This is a genomic window from Sporosarcina sp. FSL W7-1283 (genome assembly GCF_038003105.1).
In the GTDB taxonomy this organism is placed as follows: Bacteria; Bacillota; Bacilli; order Bacillales_A; family Planococcaceae; genus Sporosarcina; species Sporosarcina newyorkensis.
Genome location: NZ_JBBOOL010000001.1, coordinates 2,932,449 through 2,953,500, shown reverse-complemented (window position 1 = coordinate 2,953,500; position 21,052 = coordinate 2,932,449). Strand labels below are relative to the sequence as shown.

Here is a 21,052-nt window from a genome sequence, read left to right as displayed (position 1 = left end):
GAACTAGAAAGAGAGAATGAAAGGAGACTGTGAGTATGGCTTTGCAGCTGGAACAGGTGACCAAAAGATTTGGAGACTTTACTGCGGTTGATCAATTATCGCTGATGGTAGAAGAAGGGACAATGTATGGTTTTTTAGGGGCGAATGGAGCAGGTAAGACGACGACATTCCGGATGATTCTTGGATTGCTGAACACGACAGAAGGGTCCATTGCATGGAATGGGCGGACGATCTCATATGAAACGAGCCCTCAAATTGGATATTTGCCTGAAGAGCGAGGTTTGTATCCGAAGATGAAGGTGCTGGAGCAATTAATGTTTCTTGGTCAATTACGCGGTATGGATAAAGTCAGTGCAAAAAGTGCAGCACTCCAATGGTTGGAACGTTTTGAAGTCCCTCACTATACGAATAAGAAAGTGGAAGAATTATCAAAAGGGAATCAGCAGAAAATCCAGGTGATTGCGTCATTAATGCATAACCCGAAGTTGCTTATTCTCGATGAACCATTATCAGGACTTGACCCAGTGAATGTGGAAATGTTGAAGAAGGCGATTGTTGATTTCCGCAACAATGGAGCGACGATTTTATTTTCCAGTCACCGAATGGATCACGTAGAAGAGTTATGCGAGCAACTTAGCATCATTCATCATGGCCAGCAACTCGTCAGCGGAAAACTTCGTGATGTTAAGCGTTCATTTGGTAAACAAAATGTTCGAATTCGTTCGGATTTTCCATTGGAAGGAATGGAGTCAATGGATGGCGTCATCACTTCCCATCACTCATTAGAAGGTGCAGTGTTTCAGGTGGAGGATGAAAAAGTTGCGAATGACTTATTACAGGCGGCCTTACTAAAAGGACCAATTCGTCATTTTGAAATAGAAGAACCTTCTTTGCAAGACATTTTCATTGCGAAAGTGGGGGAAGAGCATGCGTGAGTTTTGGATTATTTTCAAACAGAGTTTTATGACGAAAGCAAAAACTAAATCATTTTTTATTACGACGCTTATCATGGTTGCAGGAATTTTCCTTTTTGCGAATTTGCCGAGTATTATTGATAAGGCGGGTAAATTGATAGGAGACAGCAAAGAAGATAAAGTACTTGTTTTAGATCAAAGCGGTATGTTGGCTGAGCGTTTGCAACAACAGCTCAAGCAAAGTGATGAAGAGATTAAAGTCGAGCTTGCGGATGAACCGAAAGAACAGTTGTTAAAACAAGTGAAAGAGGAAGACATCGAAGCATTCATTGAATTGGATTTGGACGCAACGCAGACCATTCAAGCAACGTATACGACAGCAAGCTTGGTGGATAACTATTTGCCTTCTGCCTTACAAGATGCATTGCAGTCGATTCAGACGGAAGTAAAAGCAGAGCAATTATCGCTTTCCGGTGAACAAGTAGCTACTTTGTTTGCGCCGATTCAATTTGAAAAACAAAATATTTCTGATTCAGCTAAGTCAGAGGATGAACTGAATCAGGCGCGAGTGCTAGTTTATGTGCTGATGTTCGTCATTTATTTTGCGGTCATTATTTACTCTTCCATGATTGCTACAGAAGTGGCGACGGAAAAGTCTTCGCGTGTAATGGAAATCTTGATATCGAGTGTATCGCCGGTTAAGCATATGTTTGCGAAAGTGCTGGGTATCGGATCATTAGGGATTGTTCAGATTGTGGTTTATGGATTGGCGGGATTCATTGCGTACAAACTTTCTTCGATGGGAGAAGAAAATGAACTTTCTGCATTCTTCAGTCTAGAAAATTTACAAGTCAGCACGTTAGTCTATGCGGTGATTTTCTTCTTGTTGGGGTACTTTTTATATGCCACACTGGCAGCGTTGCTTGGTTCGCTTGTCAGCCGTACAGAGGATGTCCAGCAAATGATCATGCCAATGTCATTGCTCGTGGTAGCGGCATTCATCATTGCGGCAACAGGTCTTGGGAATCCTGAGCTAGGCTATTTGAAGATTGCTTCGTTCATTCCATTCTTCACACCGCTCGTTATGTTCTTGCGTGTCGGTATGTTGGATTTGCCGTTATGGGAACCCTTGCTTTCGATTGCCATTATGGTTGCGACGATTATCGTGCTCGGCTGGTTTGGAGCGAAGGTCTATCGAGGCGGGGTGTTGATGTACGGTCCATCGCGCTCATTGAAAGACTTGAAAAAAGCAATTCAATTAGGGAAAGAATAATATACTCTTAGATGTCAATGGTTTTTGACGAAAGAGATACGGTTTTGATAAAGGCTTTGCCATCTAAGAGAGAGAAACTGCGTTATGAGCGCTAGTGATACTGTTATGATCGAGTACAGGCAGTTAATGATCACAGGCAAACGCATGATACAATAAAAAGAACAAGGGCTGTTCCGAAGAAGAAATCATTTATAAATGACTTTCGGGGCAGTCCTTGTTTTTCATGCTCTTTTCAGTTGGAGATGGCTTATGGTAAAATAGAGAACGAGTATTCGCGGGAGAGGTGCATTTATGGAGACGATCCGATTTTTACATACAGCTGATCTGCACTTGGACAGCCCCTTTAAAGGCATGGCTGCCGCCGGGCCGGATGAATTGCTTAGATTGCAACAATCGACGTTCACGGCATTTGATCGCTTTATAGATTATGCAGTGAAAGAACAGCCAGACTTTATCTTAATCGTCGGCGATGTATATGATGGAGAAGACCGAAGCTTACGTGCGCAAATTCGTTTTCAGCAAGGAATGCAACGGCTTTTTGATGTTGGGATTCCTGTATTCGTAACGTATGGAAACCATGATCATTTGGCAGGTAATTGGACAAGAGTCTCATTGCCGGCTAATGTGCAGGTATTTTCAGATGAAGTAGAACAGAAGCAGATGACTGTAAAGGGGAAAGATGTGTTCTTGCACGGCTTTAGTTATCCTCAGCGGCATGTGAGAGAACCGATGATCGAGAAATATCCTAGTGCGCACGGTGAAGGTATTCATATTGGTTTGCTGCATGGCAGTGTGGCGGGAGATTCCGCGCATGCTGTGTATGCACCGTTCACTATCCGTGAATTGCAGGAAAAGAACTATCATTATTGGGCGCTGGGACATATCCATAAGCGTCAGCAGTTAGTGGAATATCCTCCCATCATTTATCCCGGAAATTTGCAGGGACGGCATCGGAAAGAACAAGGAATAAAAGGATTTTACGATATTTCGTTATCCAGTGAAAAAGCATCTTTGAAGTTTGTTGAGACTTCGGATATTGTCTTTACTGAATTGACTATTTCGTGTGAAGGGATTGAATTTGCGGATGCTTGGTTGACGAAGTGTCAGGAAGCGATCAACGGGCTGGTTGCCGAGTCAGGAAGTGTGGTAGTGGAACTGGTGATGGAGCACGTCGAGGGACTGAGTGATGATCTGCAGGGGGCATCTACTGAATCGGAATGGCTGGATGTATTAAGGGAACAATATAGCGGTATGGAGCCGTTTGTGTGGATTTCATCAATTGAATGGCCCTTGGATACGAATAGGGAGTTGCCGAAAGCTTTGCTGGAACCTATAGAACAAACAATAAAAAAATGGGAGCAGGACGACTGGAACAATCTTGTGAAAGATGTATACAGTCATCGGGCAGGGCGTTATTTGGAACGTTTGGAACCACATGATATAGAACAATTGAAACAGCAAGCGGCTGCTTTATTGGCAAATGAATTGCTGAAGGAAGGGTGATCAAATGAATATTCGAAAGATCGTCCTATATGGGTTTGGTCAGCATGAGAATGTAGAAATCAAATTTTCTAATGGCATGAATCTTCTATATGGTCCGAATGAAGCGGGCAAGACGACGATTCAGCAAGCGATTCTTCATATTTTATTCGGATTCCCGCAAAAGAATCAGCAAGAACTTCGCTATGAACCGAAAACAGGCGGAAAGTATGGCGGTTGTCTTTATGTAACGGACGCAGAATTTGGCAATTGGATGATTGAACGAGTGCAAGGTAAGTCCTCGGGTGACGTCAGAATACAGTTTGAAGATGGACGGACGGCAGGGGAAGAAGAGCTGAAACATTTATTGAGAGGCTATGACCGCCAGGCGTTTGAAGCGATCTTTTCTTTCTCGTTGTTTCAGCTGCAAGGTCTCGACAAGATGGACGAAGATGAACTGAGCCGCACCTTGCTGGCATCTGGCACTACAGGTCTCGACACGCTGTGGAAATTGGAAAAGAAATTAGAAAAAGAAACAGCCGGCTTATTTAAGAAGTCCGGAAAACTGCCGCTAATGAATCAAAAACTAGCGGAAATAAAAGAACTTGAACACGCAATCCAAAACGAACAGCAGAAACTTGCAGCCTACGAACCGTTAACGCAACGGCAACACCAATTGACAGAGCAAGTGAAAGCCTTGCGACTGGAAGAACAGCAGCTGCATGTACAAGCGGATGAACAGATGACCGCGATGCAGATCGTCCCGCTGCAACAACGACAGCAACAACTTTTAGAGCAATTGGCCGAGTATCCAAGCGGGGACTTCCCGGCAGACGGTATTCGAAGGTATGAAGAGCTAGCCAGCAAACAGGCGGAATTGGAAATAAAAAAGGCTCGTTTAGAAAAAGAACAGCAACAATGGCAAACTGAACTAGTCGGGTTGCGACCAGAAAGTGAACGGCGGCAGCTGGAACGTTGGGTGGCTCAAGAAGCAGAATGGCATCGCTTGCGAACGGACACGCTCTCTGCTGAACAGGAAATCCGATTGCTCGCGACGAAAAAACATCAGCTGACACATCGTCTTGCTCTGACAGAGGCTCAGTTATCAGCTATCGAACAGATGGATATTTCAATTCAGAGAGAGCGTCAATTAGAACCGCTAGTGCAGGAACAGGCTGAGGCGGAGCAACAATTGACAACACTGAATCGTATGCTTGCAGAAGCGGAAAGTGAGCGCCAGGAAGCAGAGCAGCGGAAAGAACAGCTTGAACGCCAAGCTATCACAGAACAGGAAATGAAGAAGCTGGCGAAATGGCCTGAGTTGAAACGGCAACTTTCAGAAGCGAAACTTATGCTGTCTGTAGCGAATCATCAGCAATCATCGGAGCGCCTGGTTCCATTATTCTTACTCGTCATTGGTCTCATTATTGGAGTATATGGTCTATGGCAACAGCAGTGGTTCATCGCGATTTTAGGCGTGATCAGTTTGGCTGTCGGAATGTTTCTAAGGAAAAAGCAACCAGCTACATTGGAAGAACAACGAACTTTTATTCAAGAACATGAATCATTGGCCGCTGAGATGGAGAGCCTGGAGGAGCGCTTTGAAACACAGCAGCGAACCCAACGGCAAGTATATACGGAGATTGAAAGGCTGGACCGCAAACTACAGAAACTAGCTACTGAGATGGAGCAAGTACATCGGCAAAAGCAACAAGCAATCAGCGCATTGAAACAAGCCGTACAAGATGATCCGATCGATCTGACATTCAACATCCAAGAGAGCTTCCGGTTGTTGCGTGAGCTGCAGGACACGTTAGCAGAGCAACACACATGGCAGCAACGTTTGGAGGCAGGAAAACAACAACTGCAAAACCAAATGGACGAGGTCGAATCTTTGATTGGACCTGTAGCGGAAAGTGCATTGTATGAACATTTGCGCCAAGAACTGATGGATCAGAAGGAACTGCTTGGAAAGTACTACAACCAGCAGCAAACCCTTGAAGATCTTGATGGTCAGTTGCAGGAAACGAATGCATTTTTGAAGGCAGTACAACAAGAAATCCAGGAGTTGTTCGACCGGACGGCTGTGTCCGAGAAAGAACAGTTCTATACTGCTTATCAAAATGATCAAAATGCGCAATTACTGAAGCGGCAACTAGCGGAGATTAATTCACAACTCTCGATGTATACAAAAGAACCTCTGAGGACGTTACCTGAGCTTGAACGAAGCCGTGAACAGACAGCGCACCGTCTGCAAGCTATCCGCAAAGAAGTGACTGTGTTAGTGGATGAGCAAGTGAAAGTAGATCATGAGCTTGCACAGATGGGAACGAGTAAGACTTTCAGCGAGCTCCAGCAAGTGTTCGAAGTAAGAAGAGCGGAACTCGAGGAACTGGCAAAACAATGGACGGTTCGAAAAGCAGTAACGGAAGCCATCAGGCAAACGATGAGTGAGTGGAAAGAACATCAATTGCCGGCTGTTTTGGAACTGGCAAATGAATGGTTTAGCCGTTTAACTGCATATCGATATCGCACACTTGGTTTAACTTCAGAAGGATATTTCCAAGCTGCGGCGCAGAACGGTCAGAAATTTATGATCAATGAACTGAGTCAAGCGACAAAAGAGCAGGCTTATCTTTCATTGCGGCTCGCATTAGCTTCCGCTCTGTCGGATCGTGCACCATTTCCTATTATTATGGATGATCCATTTGTTCACTTTGATAATGAGAGACTTTCGCGTATGATAGAAATTATTAAAGAGTTGCAACCATCTCATCAATTTTTATATTTCACCTGCCATGAAGAAATGAAATCGAAATGGACGAGTGATGTACATAAAGTCGAGATTGGAACAAGGGTAAAAGGAGAGATCCAGTTATGAAAAAATTATTGGAACATCAAGTAGGAGAGCCTGTTGATCTATTTCTCTTGATTAAACAGGCTACAAAAGGCATCACCCAACAAGGCAGTCCATTCATGACACTGATTCTGCAAGATAAAAGCGGAGATCTCGAAGCAAAACTATGGGATACTGGTGAAGAACAGGCACAGTTGTATCAGGCAGCGACCATCGTAAAAGTAGGCGGCGAAATCCATGAATATCGTGGCAAAAACCAATTACGTATTAAAGCGATTCGTCCGATGAAGGAAGAAGAAGGCATTACGATCGCAGATCTGGTCCCATCTGCTGAAAAAAGCAAAGAAGTGCTCTTTGAAGAGTTAATGCAGTATTTCTTTGAGATGAAAAATCCGGATATCCAGCGTGTCACTCGTCATTTATTGAAAAAACACCAAGCTGATTTTATGTTGTATCCTGCTGCGACAAGAAACCATCATGACTATGTAACTGGTCTGCTGGATCACGTTGTGTCCATGCTAAAGCTCGGTAAGGCGATTGCAGAGCTGTATCCAACACTGAATAAAGATTTATTGTATGCGGGAATTATTTTGCACGATATCGGAAAAGTTATTGAGCTTTCCGGCCCAATCGGTACACAATATACGATCGAAGGAAATCTTCTCGGCCATATTACCATCATGGTGAATGAAATTTCGAAGGCGGCTGAGGAACTCGAGATCGATGGTGAAGAGATCATGCTGCTGCAGCATATGGTATTGTCTCATCACGGCAAAGAAGAATGGGGCAGCCCGAAGCGGCCTATGCTGAAGGAAGCTGAAATCCTGCATTATATTGATAATATTGATGCGAAGATGAATATGTTGAATCGCGTCATGTCCAAAACAAACCCAGGTGAATTTTCTGAGCGTGTATTCCCGCTCGACAATCGATCGTTTTATAAGCCGACATTTGAGTAATCCGGTAAATAGATTAAAGAAAACTCCCGTGATAATAATATCATGGGAGTTTTTATCATCTTATTTACTTTCTTCTTTTCCTTCAGCTTCTGCGTCTTTTGAATCTTTTTGTTCTTCTTCGACGTCAGGAGTTTCTTCAGAATCTGCTGGTTGTTCTTCCATCTTGAACAAATCGAGTGCAGATTTTAGATCGCTGTCTTTAATTTTAACGTCAGCCGCTTTCACCAAATCGGATACTTTTGTTAACAATTCATTCTCATCTGCTTTTTCCATCAAAAGTTCCTGACGAATTTCATCTTTCTTTTCATCAGTGATCTTCTCATCTTCTTTTTTACGCTTTTCTTTTACTTCGATAATGTGGAAGCCGTGTTCAGATTGAACAGGTTCACTGATTGTACCTGGTTCAAGGTCGTAAGCTGCATTCCAGAATTCAGGAACCATAACTCCGTAACCGAACCAGTCTAGATTTCCGCCTTCTTCTTTAGAACCTGGATCTGTAGAGTATTCTTTTGCGACTTTCGCAAAGTCCTCACCTTTGTCCAGTTTTTCTTTTACTTCTTTAGCTGTTTCTTCGTCTTCCACAAGAATATGGCGAGCGTTGATCTCGGATTGAGCCTCCTCGATGCGCTTATTCAGTTCTTCATCAGATACTTCAATTCCATCAGTCAATGCAGCCTCTTGTAACATATTCAGGCGAATCATTTTCTTGAAGCTATCAGGTGTTTGTCCTTGTTGTGCCAAGAAGGCTTCGAAGTTATCGCCAAGCTGTTCTTTATTCTTGTCGAACTCTTCGTCAACTTTTTTCTCATCGACTTTATACTTATCTTCAAGAACTTTTTCGAGAACAATCATCTGCAATGCTTGTTCACCAACGGAATCTTTCATCTCTTTATAGAATTCTTCTTTCGTCACATCTCCTGCTTTAGATGTCATGACGACTTCGCTATCCCCATTGCCTGAACATGCAGACAATGCTGCAACGGATGCTGCAAGTGTAAAAGCTAAAATTTTCTTTTTCATCAAATAACTCCCCTAATCTAAATGTCATTTCAAGATATCACTATAGCATAAAACGTTTGAAAAACAAAAAGGTTCCTTCTTTTTACAACGCCCAACCGCTTTTTTCCACTTTCGCATAAGATACAGTGTGAAAGGGGGTGCCTTCATGAGCGGTTATAATCACGGCGGGGCAGGTACATCCGGCTTTGCTTTAATTGTTGTTTTGTTCATCTTGTTGATTATTGTTGGTGCAGCGTACTTGTATTAAAAAAAGCCCTGCCCCGTGAGCGGGGCGGGCATACATAATCATTTTAAGCGTGAAAGAAAACTTCCACATATAAAGACAAGATAAGGATTGTGATGAGAATATTAACAGTCCGATAGATTTTCGGCTGCTTCTCTTCTGGAATCTCTCTAGATTGGCAAAGAGCAAATGTCATTTTATTGATTTGAAATAAGTAGAACAGTGAAAATAGAATGGTAATTGTGAGAACCATTTTAAACCTCCTCATTATGCGTCTATATTATCATATCAGAGTATGCGAGTAAAAGAAAAAAACCGAATTGATTAACGGTGGTTCTTATGTTTCCACTTCTGTTTTCTGAAGATAATCTTCTTGATCTTCATAAGTCTTCTCGATATTCTGAAAACCGCGTTCGAAAATATCCATGAAATCATCCCCGTAAATATTGCGAAGAACGGACATTACCTCTAAGAACTCTGGGAATTTTCCATAAATATCTCTTATCGGCAAGGAACCTTGGAGGATACTGTAATCTTCATTATGGTAATTGGCGTTCATTTTAATCAGCAGGTCCTTTCCTTCTTCCGTTACAGTCACATATGTATTGCGTCGATCGTCATTTTTTTTGGAGAAGTAGAGGAGTTCTCGCTGTTCTAGTTTTTTAGAGAAGTTGAACGCGGTAGAAACATGCATCACACCAAATTTAGCGATATCGGAAATTGTGGCGCCTTCTAGATGATAGGCAATCCATAAAATATGGTGCTCATTAATATTTAGATCATAAGGTTTGATCCATTGCTGCCAGTCTTTTTCAACAGCCTTCCATAATGCTTTGGACATTTGGGCGACGCGCTGATTGAAGATCATGGCATCTTTACGTGTAATATTCTGCTCTGCCATCGGGGCACCTGCTTTCTTGTCAGTCTTTTTATTTATTATAGCAAAAAAGCAACAAATAAAAAAGACGGAATAATAAAATAACTAATACTAGGTGTAAGTGCCTACAGAATATGGTCGACATTCACGACGATATTCTGCAGCCCCTCCTTACACTTTGATCAGCCAGGTGGTTGAACTGATACACAGAGGCGATTTATCCAGCCAAATTAACGATTGCTAATGGACTTTTCAAGGTCCTCTAAAGCAATTTGGATTGCAGAGATCTCTTTTTCCAAACGTTTTTTATTGTGTTCAGTTGAACGCTTCCAGTCGGCTACGGAGTCTTTCATTTCCTCTACAGTTTCTGGAACCAGTTCTTTTGTTTCCTTTGTCAAATCTGTGACAGAATCCTTTAGATCCGCTACTTTACCTCTGACATCTTTCAACTTATCTTTCATCTCTTGCGAAGCTGTTTTTACACTGGATCGCAACTCGCTGCCAGGTTTTGGAGTTGAGTATAGTACTGTAATGGCGGAAGTGACAGCACCTGCCGCTAAGCCGATAAAGAATGTAGACGCTTTCATGTAGAAAACACTCCTTTTGAAGGTTATTATTTTATTAAAGCATGCAAGCCACGGATGGGCAAGAAAAAATCGTACATTTATTATGCAGGAGAAAGCTTTCCTAAGGAAAAGCTTTCATCAAAACATCTTATGCTTGTAATCTCAATTTAATATTATTTGCTAACTCAGAAACGACTTCCATTGGGAATTGTTCCACTTTCGAATTGAATTCAGGTTGGAAACCATCCGATTTATCATAGCGAGGAATAAAATGCATATGAAAATGAAATACAGATTGCCCGGCAAAAGAACCGTTATTCTGTAACAGATTCAACCCGACAGGCTGAAATTCTTCTTTCAATGCGTTTGCGATTTTAGGAGCGACTTTAAATAGGTTGGAAGCCTCTTCTTCTGTCAATTCATACAAGTTTTCACGGTGTGTTTTAGGTATGAGAAGCACATGACCTTTAGTGACGGGCATGATATCCATAAACGCGATGACATGCTCATCTTCATAAACTTTTTCACCCGGGATGGAGCCTTCAACAATTTTGCAGAAAATACATGAGGTCATTTCTACACTTCCTTTCATGTTTGGATGTATTGTAGCATATTTTCTGATAGTTAACGAAGGCAGACAGAGCAATTTTATATTTTCTTTGCTAAAATGAAAATGAAGATTGGAGGAACTATAATGGCAATCCTAGAACTAGAACACGTAACAGGCGGTTACACGCGCAAGCCGGTTTTGCACGACCTTTCATTCCAGATAGAAGAAGGGGAATTGGTTGGTTTGATCGGTCTGAACGGCGCGGGCAAAAGTACAACAATCAAACATATTATCGGTGTGATGAATCCTCTACAAGGTCAAATCAAAATTGACGGAGCAACATTTAGCGATAAAGCACATTATCGGCAGTCATTCAGCTATATTCCCGAAACGCCGGTTCTATACGAAGAGCTCACTTTACAGGAGCATCTTGAGCTGACTGCGATGGCGTATGGATTGGACAAGCAACAATTTGAAATACGTACGGAACAGTTATTAAAGGAATTTCGAATGGAGCAACGTTTGAAATGGTTTCCTGCCCACTTTTCTAAAGGTATGCGGCAAAAGGTCATGATCATGTGTGCCTTCTTAGTGGAGCCGAAATTATATATCATCGATGAGCCATTTGTCGGTTTAGACCCGCTGGCGATTCGAGCGTTGCTGGATCAAGTTATTGAGCGCAAAAAAGCGGGTGCATCCATTTTGATGTCCACACATGTCCTTGCGACAGCGGAAAAATATTGCGACCGAATCATCTTGCTCCATGAAGGCCGAGTCCGGGCGAACGGTACAATGGACGATTTGCGTAAAGCGTTCGGGCGCCCCAATGCAACGTTGGATGATTTATATATTGCGATGACCGAGGAATCTGATTATGAACAGCATGCATGATATTTGGGGACAGCGATTCTTTCATTATGTCAATGAATTGCAGAAATATATGCGCTATGTATTCACCGGACACCTTGCAATCGTCTTCATGTTTGCAATCGGAGCGGGCGGATATGCCTACAGCGAATGGTTGAAAGAAGTGCCGGTCAGTTTTCCATCTGCATTGATCGTATCCTTCATTATCGCATTGATCTTAATGAAATCTGCACCCACGACATTGCTGAAGCCTGCTGATATCGTCTATTTCTTGCCGTTAGAACATCAATTGCCAGGTTACATGAAACGCTCACTGTCATGGTCTACATTTTCGCAGTTACCTCTGCCGCTCATTGCTGTGGTCGTGTCTCTTCCTTTATTGAAAGCTACGGAAGTGGGGACAGGTATTGACTATATACTAGCTGTGTTATTGATTATTGCATTGAAAGGGCTATTTGTTGGTACAGAATACAATGTTCGAATTGCCAACAATGAATTTGTCTGGCCAGATCGTATGATTCGCTTCGTGTTGGCGTTTTTGGCGATTTATTTCGGATTGACTTGGAGTCCCATTGCGTTCATCGCAGGCATCTTAGTGGCGATCCTCTATACAAAGTGGTGGGAAAAACAAGCTGTTCAAAAGCCATTTCCATATGAGCAGTTCATAGAGTTGGAACAAAATCGAATGATGCGTTTTTATCGATTTGCCAATTACTTCACGGAAGTACCGCATCTAGTCGGTTCCGTCAGTAAACGGAATTGGCTAAAGTTCGCAATGAAAAGTGCGAGATTCGAACGCCGAAATGTACAAGCTTATCTTGTCGGGCGCACGTTCATCCGGACCGACGACACATTCTGGCTATGGCTCAGGCTGACTGTATTGTCGGCGCTTGGTGCATTTCTGATTCCTATACCTATCGTCTCTTTCATCTTCGTCGGCGCATTAGCATTCGCGACAGCGGTACAGCTAATCTTAGCGCTTGAAGGCGGAGTTGAGTTTACGATGGATCAGCTTTTTCCGGAAGAAGAGGAAAAGTCCCAGAGTAAGGCTGTTCGCGTGCTTGTAAGAAAGTTAATCATGCTGCAAGCCATCCTCCTCCTGTTGGCAGCGTTGCCATTGTACGGATTAAGTCCGATTCCGGTCCTTATTGCAGTAGTTGCAGTTATAATCGGTGAGGCTACTATTCGTTTGACGAAAGAGCAGGAAGTAGAAATTTAGTTTATGCTGCTGGGTTAGAAAAGGTGCAAGGCACAGTGTGTGGCGGGAGTATGGTCACTGAAAACACTTCGGCGCTTGCGGATGGCTCTACAATGAGCCAGTCAGGAAGATCGCCTGTCTGTCCCATTTCTCCGCCTACCGCTTGTAAGGCGCCTGCGTTTAGTAAGCGAAAGCACTGGGTATCTAATTGTATATTGTCCTCCGACTAAGAAGCCGGATTCTGAGGCTATCTCAATTTTAAACACTACACTCATTATTTTGACGATTCTAGCGAAGCCGCAACTGCGGGGTCGGCCGAAGCCATGAGACAGCTAGCGTTCTTTGCTAGTTGGCTCTTGGCGGGAGGCAATCCCCCAGCGGCGAAGCGGTGCCAAAGCACAACGCATAACACATACTCTGTCCCGAACCCATTGTCAGTCGAGCGACGAGAAAAAAATAAATGTCAGCTGTGAATTCGCCATTCAAAAATGGTGCAGTCGAATTGTCGGTCTAGTAGCTTCGTTATAAGTCACCTTCATAGAGTTGAATTATCTGAATATATATACCTATTAAATTGTTAACTGACTATATAGAAATCATTCAAAAGTTCGAATAGTTCATAATCTGGTTGCAATTCTGGTTTATTTGCATATATAATTACTAAAAGGTATCAGGGGTGAGAGAGATGAACAATAACAACTCATATGCTGAATTTTTAAAAGCCGTAGGGAACAACAGCACTTCTCTCCAGGCGGAAAAGCTGCTGAATGAAATTTATTGGGATCTGTTTCTGCAACACATTCACTGGGAACAAACGCAAGCCCGCATTATGAACCTGATCGATGACGCGTTGGATCGTCGCGATGAAGAAGCATTTGAAATGTATACACAACAACTCCAAGAGTTCACTCAAGAACAAGGATATGAATATCAGCCTAAATAACATAAGACAGAGCTGTCCGGAAAGTCATCTTCATCTGACCTTTCGAACAGCTCTTTTTGTATGAAGATAATTAATCATCCTCTTAGGTATATTTCATGTGCGGTATATGGCTAGTCTGAAGAGGTGCAGCTTAACTAACATGCATTCACAAAAAAATGAAACGGTCAGGCGGCGCCTTGATACGTCCGTCTGTTTTATTTGCTTCGCTATTCCTTCTCGACAAGAGTTTCTTTAACGACTTAAAGGGTACAATAAAATACATACATAGTTAGCTTAAAACGTACGTTCGTTATTTCTTTAGAAAAAACTGTAGCTGTGGTAAAATAGAAGGACTAGGTGTTTTAGAATAGGAGTGGAACCTTTTGAACGAAACATTTCAATTGCAAGCCCCATATACACCTCAAGGAGATCAGCCGTCAGCGATCGCGAGCCTTGTTGGTGGTATAAAAGAAGGCAAAAAGCATCAAACGCTGTTAGGTGCAACGGGGACCGGGAAAACTTTCACCGTATCCAACGTCCTAACCGAAATCAATAAACCAACACTGGTCATTGCCCATAATAAAACATTGGCTGGCCAATTATATAGTGAATTTAAAGAGTTTTTTCCTGACAATGCTGTCGAGTATTTTGTCAGCTTCTATGACTTTTATCAGCCGGAAGCGTACGTACCGCAGACGGATACGTATATTGAGAAAGATTCCTCTATCAATGATGAAATTGATAAACTGCGGCACTCTGCGACCAGTTCCTTATTTGAACGTAATGATGTGCTGATTGTCGCATCCGTATCTTGTATCTACGGTCTCGGTTCTCCTGAAGAGTATAACGAGATGGTTCTGTCACTGCGAAGAGACATGGAAATTCCGCGCAATGAATTATTGCGCAAACTGGTAGACATTCAATATGAGCGCAATGACATCAACTTTACCCGCGGAACATTCCGAGTCAGAGGAGATGTAGTGGAAGTATTTCCGGTTTCACGCGACGAACGCTGTATTCGTCTTGAATTCTTCGGGGATGAAATTGAACGCATTCGGGAAGTAGACGCCTTGACAGGTGAAGTGATTGGCGATCGGGATCATGTAGCGATCTACCCAGGTTCCCACTTCGTAACGCGGGAAGCGAAATTGTTGAAGGCGATTGAAAATATAGAAATTGAATTGGAGCAACAGCTCAAATATTTGCGTGAAAATGATAAATTGCTGGAAGCGCAACGGTTGGAGCAACGGACACGCTATGATTTGGAAATGATGCGTGAAATGGGTTTCTGTTCGGGTATCGAAAACTACTCAAGACATTTGACGTTACGGGAAGCGGGAGCGACACCTTATACGCTGCTTGACTACTTCCCGGATGATTTCTTGATTGTGGTAGATGAAAGTCACGTGTCGCTGCCGCAAATCCGAGGCATGTACAATGGCGACCAAGCTCGTAAGAAGGTATTGGTAGAACACGGTTTCCGTTTACCGTCCGCTCTTGATAACCGTCCGTTGATGTTCGAGGAATTTGAGAAGCATATCAGTCAGGCGATGTATATTTCCGCTACGCCGGGTCCTTATGAAATTGAGCATACAGATAAGATGATTGAGCAGATCATCCGTCCGACGGGTCTGCTTGATCCGATCATCGAAGTGCGTCCGATTGAGGGGCAGATCGATGATTTATTGGATGAAATTCAGTTGCGCATTGAACGTGATGAACGCGTATTGATTACGACACTGACGAAGAAAATGTCGGAGGATCTGACGGATTACTTGAAGGATATCGGTATAAAGGTGCAGTACCTTCATTCGGAAGTGAAGACGCTTGAACGTACTGAAATCATACGAGAATTGCGTCTTGGCACATACGATGTACTGATTGGTATCAACTTGCTGCGGGAAGGGATCGACATACCGGAAGTTTCGTTAGTGGCTATTTTGGATGCCGACAAAGAAGGATTCCTGCGCTCTGAACGTGCTCTAATCCAGACGATTGGGCGGGCGGCGCGTAATTCTGAAGGACGCGTAATTATGTACGCAGACAAAATGACGGATTCAATGGAAAAAGCGATTGGGGAAACAGAACGACGCCGGGAAATACAGCTTGCGTACAATAAAGAGCATGGCATTACACCACAAACAATTATAAAGCCGATACGCGAAGTAATCCGTGCGACTCAAGTGGCGGAAGAAACGGAATCTTACTTACAGCGCAGAATAGAAGGCAAGAAACTGTCTAAGGAGGAAAGAGGCTTGCTGCTCGTAAAATTGGAAAAAGAGATGAAGGACGCAGCAAAGGCTTTGGACTTCGAAAGAGCAGCCGAGTTACGGGACAGTATTATAGAACTGAAGGCAGAAAGGTAGAGGCTGGATGAAAAATAAAGAATTAGTGATCCAAGGTGCAAGAGCGCATAATTTAAAAGATATTACCGTTAAAATCCCTCGTGATCAGTTAGTAGTCATTACTGGATTATCGGGTTCCGGTAAGTCTTCGCTTGCTTTTGATACGATCTACGCAGAAGGGCAGCGGCGTTATGTGGAATCCTTGTCTGCATACGCCCGGCAATTCCTAGGGCAAATGGACAAACCTGACGTCGATTCTATAGAGGGACTGTCTCCTGCTATTTCGATCGATCAAAAGACGACTAGCCGAAATCCTCGTTCGACGGTCGGTACAGTTACTGAAATTTACGACTATTTACGTTTGCTCTATGCAAGGGTAGGAAAGCCTGTCTGTCCATTGCACGGCACGGAAATTTCCACGCAAACCGTCGAGCAAATGGTCGATCGGGTAATGGAACTGCCGGAACGAACGCGCATTCAAGTCCTTGCTCCAATCGTTTCGGAGCGAAAAGGAACGCATGCGAAATTAATTGAAGACATTAAAAAACAAGGGTATGTCCGAGTACGAGTCAACGGAGAAACCATGGATCTAGATGATAATATCGAATTAAATAAAAACAAAAAACATACGATTGAAATTGTCATTGACCGAATTGTCATAAAAGAGGGCATTGAAACACGTCTTAGTGACTCGCTGGAATCGGCATTACGTCTTGCTGACGGAAATGTCATCGTAGATGTAATTGGCGAAGAAGAGTTGTTTTTCAGTGAGCATCACGCGTGTCCGATTTGCGGTTTTTCCATTGGTGAGCTGGAGCCGCGTATGTTTTCATTCAACAGTCCATTTGGTGCTTGTCCAGAATGTGATGGATTAGGCATGAAACTGGAAGTGGACCCCGACTTGATCATTCCCAACAAGGAACTGACGTTGAAAGAGCATGCGATTGCTCCTTGGGAACCGACAAGTTCACAATACTATCCGGAATTGCTGAAAACCGTTGCGAAGCATCATGGTATTGCCATGGATGTGCCGGTCGGTGAGCTGGCGGATGAAGACCTGGAAAAACTCTTGAAAGGTTCTAACAAAGAGAAAATCCACTTCCGTTATACAAATGAATTCGGCAGTACCCGCGACAGCAATATTTATTTTGAAGGAGTCTTACGCAATGTTGAGCGGCGTTATCATGAGACGTCGTCCGATTACATTCGTGAGCAGATGGGAAAATATATGACGGAGCGGCCATGTCCTGCTTGTCTCGGCTATCGCTTGAAGCCTGAATCGCTTGCTGTATTGATTGACGGTCAGCATATCGGTCTAATCACGGAACGTTCTATTGTAGATACCGTGAGTTTTTTTAACCAGCTTCAGCTATCAGAAAAAGACGCACAAATTGCCGATATGATTCTGCGTGAGATCCAAGAGCGATTAGGTTTTCTAATTAACGTTGGCTTGGATTATTTGAACTTATCACGCTCTGCAGGCACATTATCCGGTGGTGAAGCACAGCGGATTCGCCTCGCAACTCAAATTGGTTCCCGTCTGACAGGTGTCCTCTATATCTTGGACGAGCCATCCATCGGTTTGCATCAGAGGGATAATGACCGGCTTATCTCCACCTTGCAAAATATGCGAGATATCGGCAATACATTAATCGTTGTCGAGCATGATGAGGACACGATGATGGCTGCCGATTACTTAATCGATATCGGTCCTGGAGCCGGTGTAGCAGGCGGAGAAATTGTGGCAGCCGGGACACCTGCTAAAGTCATGAAAAACAAAAAATCACTGACTGGAAAATATCTAAGCGGTGAATTATTTATTCCGCTGCCTATAAAGCGCAGACCTAGGGATGAACGCAGTATTGTCATTAAAGGAGCGGCTGAAAACAATCTAAAACATTTGGATGTTGAGTTCCCTTTAGGCCAGTTCATCGCTGTTACGGGTGTCTCGGGTTCAGGTAAAAGTACGCTCGTAAATGAAATCCTGCATAAGACATTGGCTCAGAAATTGAACCGTTCAAAACAAAAGCCGGGAAAATTTGACGAAATCAGCGGAATTGAACATCTCGAGAAGGTCATTGATATTGATCAGTCACCGATCGGACGTACTCCGCGGTCCAATCCGGCAACATATACAGGAGTATTCGATGATATACGAGATGTCTTTGCAATGACCAATGAAGCGAAAGTGCGCGGATATAAAAAAGGGCGATTCAGCTTCAATGTCAAAGGCGGTCGTTGTGAAGCTTGTCGCGGAGATGGAATTATTAAAATCGAAATGCACTTTTTGCCGGATGTCTATGTACCGTGTGAAGTGTGTCACGGCAAACGGTATAATAGAGAGACGTTGGAAGTGACATACAAAGGAAAGAATATCGCAGATGTATTGGCGATGACAGTTGAAGATGGAATGATGTTTTTTGAGAATATACCGAAAATCCACCGGAAGCTGCAGACGATTGTAGACGTTGGTCTCGGCTATATTCAGCTGGGTCAGCCCGCAACCACATTGTCGGGTGGGGAAGCTCAACGTGTTAAATTAGCTTCCGAACTGCACAAGCGATCGAATGGAAAATCTTTTTATATTTTAGATGAACCAACGACTGGCTTGCACGTTCATGACATTGCGAAATTGCTAGACGTTCTTCAGCGCTTGGTTGATAGCGGTAATACGGTACTCGTTATTGAACATAATCTGGACGTTATCAAAACCGTCGATTATATTATCGATATCGGCCCGGAAGGCGGAGACAAAGGTGGAGAAATTGTCGCAACAGGAACACCGGAAGAAGTAGCAGAAGTTGAGGCATCATACACTGGAAAGTATTTGCGTTCAATCTTGGAACGTGACCGAAATCGTATGAAAGAGCTAATCGGAAAAACAGGGAAATAACTTCCTAATGAAACTTTTATGAAGCGCAGCCGTATAAATAGATAGGAAATGAAAAGCATGTTCAAAACAAGGAGGAGTCTAGAGATGCAAAACGAACGCAGACGAATATTAACTTTGCTGGAAGAAGGCAAAATCACAGCAGACGAAGCGTTGAAATTGTTGGAAGCACTTGGGAAACAAACGGAATCCACCGTGCAAGACGAAAAGCCGTCCACTGCGCAACATTCCGATCTCCATACTGAACAGGATCACCGTTGGTTTGATGAGCAACAGAAAAAGAAAGAATCGACGAATCCGCAAGACACGACAGATGAATCTTCAGCGGATGACTTTTTTGAAGATATTCGCAAAGAATTCATGACGGCGGGAGATCGTTTCATGCAATTTATGGATACGGCTGTCCAAAGAGTGAAAACATTCGATTTTGAAGCGCCATTTGGCAAGTCCGTCTCTTTTACCCATACTGAAAACAAAACAGCAGAAGATGTAGAGGAAATCATTATCCATATAGATCACGGAAAAGTGGAAGTCCTTCCGTCTGATGGTGATGAAATCACTGCGAAGTTCTCTGTTAAGCATTTCAACCACGACTCAGAGACGGAAGCGCGCGCACAGTTCCTCGATAAATTGTTGTTTGTGAAAGATGGCAATAAACTCCGAATCGGCAGTGATTTGAAGATGGTGCAAGTGAATGTCCAATTATACGTGCCTAGCCAGCAGCCTTACCGTAAACTTTCCGTCCGTCTTTTGAATGGCGGTTGTACAGTGGAGAAAGTAGATTTTGATAATCTGCGCATCAAAACTGCCAATGGCAAAATCGAATGTGCGCATATTCGATTTGACGAAGCGGAATTGGAAACCGCTAATGGAATGGTCCGTCTGTTGAAGGTGCGAGGCAATAAACTCGAAGCCGAAACATTGAACGGCCGTGTGTATGTGGATGGAGAATTGATAGACATAGATGCTAAGTCATTGAACGGCAACGTAAGTCTGACAACGACTTCAACGGAAGCTACACGTCTCGATGCGAAGTCCATCAGCGGAACAGTGGAGCTTTATATTCCTTCTACTCTAGGTCTAAGGGGAGAAATTACGTCGAATATGGGAAAACTGGATTTGCAGCTAAAAGACGTTTCGCGAGTGGAAGAGCAAGAGCAATTCCTGCACCGCACGATTCGTTTCAGCAAAGCCGGCGACGATGAAACGAAAGCCTCTTTACAAGTTAACGGCGAATCCAGAACCGGGTCTGTCTTAGTTCACTATAACTCCATCGAACTGTAAACATACTTGAAAATGAAAACACCCGCCCTGTCACTTATCTTGTGATAGGGCGGGTGTTTGAGCTGAAGAAACAAGAATAGGGGGTGGTAAGGGCAACGTTGATCTACGTTCCAGGCGGACGCTTTCCGCGGGGCGCGGATGAGCCGCTTCCTTCGCTACGCTCAGTCCAGTGTCTCATCATTCGCGCTAAATCCCACAGGAAAAGCCGTCACGAAGTAAGGCTTTTGCGAGCATAAGCGAAGCGTTGGCAGCACATTTTTGCATTTCGCCCGTCTTTCGCTCGAATCCCTACTTTGTGACGGTAACTTTAAAGTGTAGTTCATCGTAATTTTCAAGTGGCAATGTTTTGTTCTCCAACAATAGTGATAATAGTTCAAATGCTAAATGGCATGGAGCATTGCCTGTGAGCTTGTTGATGTTAAAATCACTTCTGCCCTTTAACAAAGTCAATGAAAAGTGCCGGTTTTGTACTCTGACTGTGGGAGCACTTTCTAGATTTATAAAAATTACAAGGAATTTGCCATATGACTTTACACTCTAATTAGCGATTGGAGCGGAAGACGGTCGACTCCTGGGGGATCAGCGTGCGTCTTGAGACCCCTTAGGAAGCGAAGCGAACGAGGAGGCTCAAGGCCACGCCCCCCGGAAAGCGTACCGTCTGGAGCGGAAATCCCGGAGCGCTCACTAGCTGTGGTTTCACACGCCTATTCGGATAGTAAATCATAATACTTATCTTTTATTCTAACAAAACCTTTGACTAGAGGTAAGAAAGCGTCCGACTAGAACGTAGAGCAACGATGCCATTATTAATCACCAATTCTCTAATTT

At 43.4% G+C, this 21,052-nt stretch carries 17 protein-coding genes; 12 read left to right on the top strand and 5 right to left on the bottom strand.

All coding sequences use genetic code 11. From position 1 onward, the window contains the following. The first annotated feature begins 35 nt into the window (after window positions 1-35). From MKY93_RS15450 to yhaM, 5 genes are all read left to right on the top strand, one after another. Window positions 36-935 (top strand): ABC transporter ATP-binding protein, encoded by a 900-nt coding sequence (locus MKY93_RS15450; protein WP_340760034.1) that lies wholly within the window; start codon window positions 36-38, stop codon window positions 933-935. After that, on the top strand, window positions 928-2,187 hold the full coding sequence (locus MKY93_RS15445) for an ABC transporter permease (protein WP_340760032.1): 1,260 nt from the start codon (window positions 928-930) through the stop codon (window positions 2,185-2,187). Before MKY93_RS15450 ends, MKY93_RS15445 begins: the two co-directional genes overlap by 8 nt. A 291-nt stretch (window positions 2,188-2,478) precedes the next feature. After that, window positions 2,479-3,690 (top strand): metallophosphoesterase family protein, encoded by a 1,212-nt coding sequence (locus MKY93_RS15440; RefSeq protein ID WP_340760029.1) that lies wholly within the window; start codon window positions 2,479-2,481, stop codon window positions 3,688-3,690. A gap of 4 nt (window positions 3,691-3,694) precedes the next feature. Further along, window positions 3,695-6,547, top strand: coding sequence for an ATP-binding protein (locus MKY93_RS15435; protein ID WP_340760027.1), 2,853 nt, complete (start codon window positions 3,695-3,697; stop codon window positions 6,545-6,547). Beyond that, window positions 6,544-7,482 carry a 3'-5' exoribonuclease YhaM gene (gene yhaM / locus MKY93_RS15430; protein ID WP_340760025.1) on the top strand — a complete coding sequence of 313 codons (939 nt, stop codon included), beginning with the start codon at window positions 6,544-6,546 and terminating at the stop codon, window positions 7,480-7,482. The genes MKY93_RS15435 and yhaM overlap by 4 nt, the downstream gene beginning before the upstream one ends. 60 nt (window positions 7,483-7,542) lie before the next feature. Here the strand turns inward: yhaM and MKY93_RS15425 are convergent, their stop codons facing one another. After that, a complete protein-coding gene (locus tag MKY93_RS15425; protein WP_340760023.1) occupies window positions 7,543-8,502 on the bottom strand; it encodes a peptidylprolyl isomerase in 960 nt (319 codons plus the stop codon). Between the two features lie 145 nt (window positions 8,503-8,647). Between MKY93_RS15425 and MKY93_RS15420 the strand changes: the two genes are divergently transcribed. Next, on the top strand, window positions 8,648-8,749 hold the full coding sequence (locus MKY93_RS15420) for a YjcZ family sporulation protein (protein WP_139366000.1): 102 nt from the start codon (window positions 8,648-8,650) through the stop codon (window positions 8,747-8,749). 43 nt (window positions 8,750-8,792) lie between these two features. On the opposite strand, the gene MKY93_RS15415 is transcribed toward MKY93_RS15420, so the two are convergent. From MKY93_RS15415 to MKY93_RS15400, 4 genes are all read right to left on the bottom strand, one after another. Further along, window positions 8,793-8,978 carry a hypothetical protein gene (locus MKY93_RS15415; RefSeq protein ID WP_040759532.1) on the bottom strand — a complete coding sequence of 62 codons (186 nt, stop codon included), beginning with the start codon at window positions 8,976-8,978 and terminating at the stop codon, window positions 8,793-8,795. 84 nt (window positions 8,979-9,062) lie between these two features. After that, window positions 9,063-9,626, bottom strand: coding sequence for an HTH-type transcriptional regulator Hpr (locus MKY93_RS15410; protein ID WP_009498290.1), 564 nt, complete (start codon window positions 9,624-9,626; stop codon window positions 9,063-9,065). Between the two features lie 206 nt (window positions 9,627-9,832). Then, the gene (locus MKY93_RS15405) at window positions 9,833-10,189 is read right to left on the bottom strand and encodes a YtxH domain-containing protein (RefSeq protein ID WP_340760021.1); all 357 of its coding nucleotides are present in this window, start codon (window positions 10,187-10,189) and stop codon (window positions 9,833-9,835) included. A 127-nt stretch (window positions 10,190-10,316) separates the two neighbouring features. Continuing rightward, entirely contained in the window at window positions 10,317-10,742 is a 426-nt protein-coding gene (locus MKY93_RS15400) for an HIT family protein (RefSeq protein ID WP_040759529.1), read from the bottom strand. 120 nt (window positions 10,743-10,862) lie between these two features. On the opposite strand from MKY93_RS15400, the gene MKY93_RS15395 reads away from it, so the two are divergent. From MKY93_RS15395 to MKY93_RS15370, 6 genes are all read left to right on the top strand, one after another. Continuing rightward, window positions 10,863-11,609, top strand: a complete 747-nt coding sequence (locus MKY93_RS15395; RefSeq protein ID WP_340760019.1) for an ABC transporter ATP-binding protein — start codon at window positions 10,863-10,865, stop codon at window positions 11,607-11,609. Further along, a complete protein-coding gene (locus MKY93_RS15390; RefSeq protein ID WP_340760018.1) occupies window positions 11,593-12,804 on the top strand; it encodes an ABC transporter permease in 1,212 nt (403 codons plus the stop codon). The genes MKY93_RS15395 and MKY93_RS15390 overlap by 17 nt, the downstream gene beginning before the upstream one ends. 664 nt (window positions 12,805-13,468) lie before the next feature. Beyond that, on the top strand, window positions 13,469-13,726 hold the full coding sequence (locus MKY93_RS15385) for an IDEAL domain-containing protein (protein ID WP_009498285.1): 258 nt from the start codon (window positions 13,469-13,471) through the stop codon (window positions 13,724-13,726). A gap of 362 nt (window positions 13,727-14,088) precedes the next feature. Further along, entirely contained in the window at window positions 14,089-16,071 is a 1,983-nt protein-coding gene (gene uvrB, locus MKY93_RS15380; RefSeq protein ID WP_340760015.1) for an excinuclease ABC subunit UvrB, read from the top strand. A 7-nt stretch (window positions 16,072-16,078) separates the two neighbouring features. Next, entirely contained in the window at window positions 16,079-18,943 is a 2,865-nt protein-coding gene (gene uvrA, locus MKY93_RS15375) for an excinuclease ABC subunit UvrA (RefSeq protein WP_340760013.1), read from the top strand. Window positions 18,944-19,027: 84 nt separating this feature from the next. Further along, complete coding sequence (locus tag MKY93_RS15370; RefSeq protein WP_078817892.1) at window positions 19,028-20,224, top strand: DUF4097 family beta strand repeat-containing protein; 1,197 nt, start codon at window positions 19,028-19,030, stop codon at window positions 20,222-20,224. Window positions 20,225-21,052 lie beyond the last annotated feature (828 nt).

What these genes read in the sequence shown, in the direction of transcription:
- MKY93_RS15415 (WP_040759532.1), bottom strand. Translation starts at nt 8,978, where the DNA reads ATGGTTCTCACAATTACCATTCTATTTTCACTGTTCTACTTATTTCAA.
- MKY93_RS15440 (WP_340760029.1), top strand. Translation starts at nt 2,479, where the DNA reads ATGGAGACGATCCGATTTTTACATACAGCTGATCTGCACTTGGACAGC.
- MKY93_RS15370 (WP_078817892.1), top strand. Translation starts at nt 19,028, where the DNA reads ATGCAAAACGAACGCAGACGAATATTAACTTTGCTGGAAGAAGGCAAA.
- MKY93_RS15425 (WP_340760023.1), bottom strand. Translation starts at nt 8,502, where the DNA reads ATGAAAAAGAAAATTTTAGCTTTTACACTTGCAGCATCCGTTGCAGCA.
- MKY93_RS15405 (WP_340760021.1), bottom strand. Translation starts at nt 10,189, where the DNA reads ATGAAAGCGTCTACATTCTTTATCGGCTTAGCGGCAGGTGCTGTCACT.
- MKY93_RS15400 (WP_040759529.1), bottom strand. Translation starts at nt 10,742, where the DNA reads ATGACCTCATGTATTTTCTGCAAAATTGTTGAAGGCTCCATCCCGGGT.
- MKY93_RS15390 (WP_340760018.1), top strand. Translation starts at nt 11,593, where the DNA reads ATGAACAGCATGCATGATATTTGGGGACAGCGATTCTTTCATTATGTC.
- MKY93_RS15445 (WP_340760032.1), top strand. Translation starts at nt 928, where the DNA reads ATGCGTGAGTTTTGGATTATTTTCAAACAGAGTTTTATGACGAAAGCA.
- MKY93_RS15410 (WP_009498290.1), bottom strand. Translation starts at nt 9,626, where the DNA reads ATGGCAGAGCAGAATATTACACGTAAAGATGCCATGATCTTCAATCAG.
- MKY93_RS15395 (WP_340760019.1), top strand. Translation starts at nt 10,863, where the DNA reads ATGGCAATCCTAGAACTAGAACACGTAACAGGCGGTTACACGCGCAAG.
- MKY93_RS15450 (WP_340760034.1), top strand. Translation starts at nt 36, where the DNA reads ATGGCTTTGCAGCTGGAACAGGTGACCAAAAGATTTGGAGACTTTACT.
- MKY93_RS15385 (WP_009498285.1), top strand. Translation starts at nt 13,469, where the DNA reads ATGAACAATAACAACTCATATGCTGAATTTTTAAAAGCCGTAGGGAAC.
- uvrA (WP_340760013.1), top strand. Translation starts at nt 16,079, where the DNA reads ATGAAAAATAAAGAATTAGTGATCCAAGGTGCAAGAGCGCATAATTTA.
- MKY93_RS15435 (WP_340760027.1), top strand. Translation starts at nt 3,695, where the DNA reads ATGAATATTCGAAAGATCGTCCTATATGGGTTTGGTCAGCATGAGAAT.
- yhaM (WP_340760025.1), top strand. Translation starts at nt 6,544, where the DNA reads ATGAAAAAATTATTGGAACATCAAGTAGGAGAGCCTGTTGATCTATTT.
- MKY93_RS15420 (WP_139366000.1), top strand. Translation starts at nt 8,648, where the DNA reads ATGAGCGGTTATAATCACGGCGGGGCAGGTACATCCGGCTTTGCTTTA.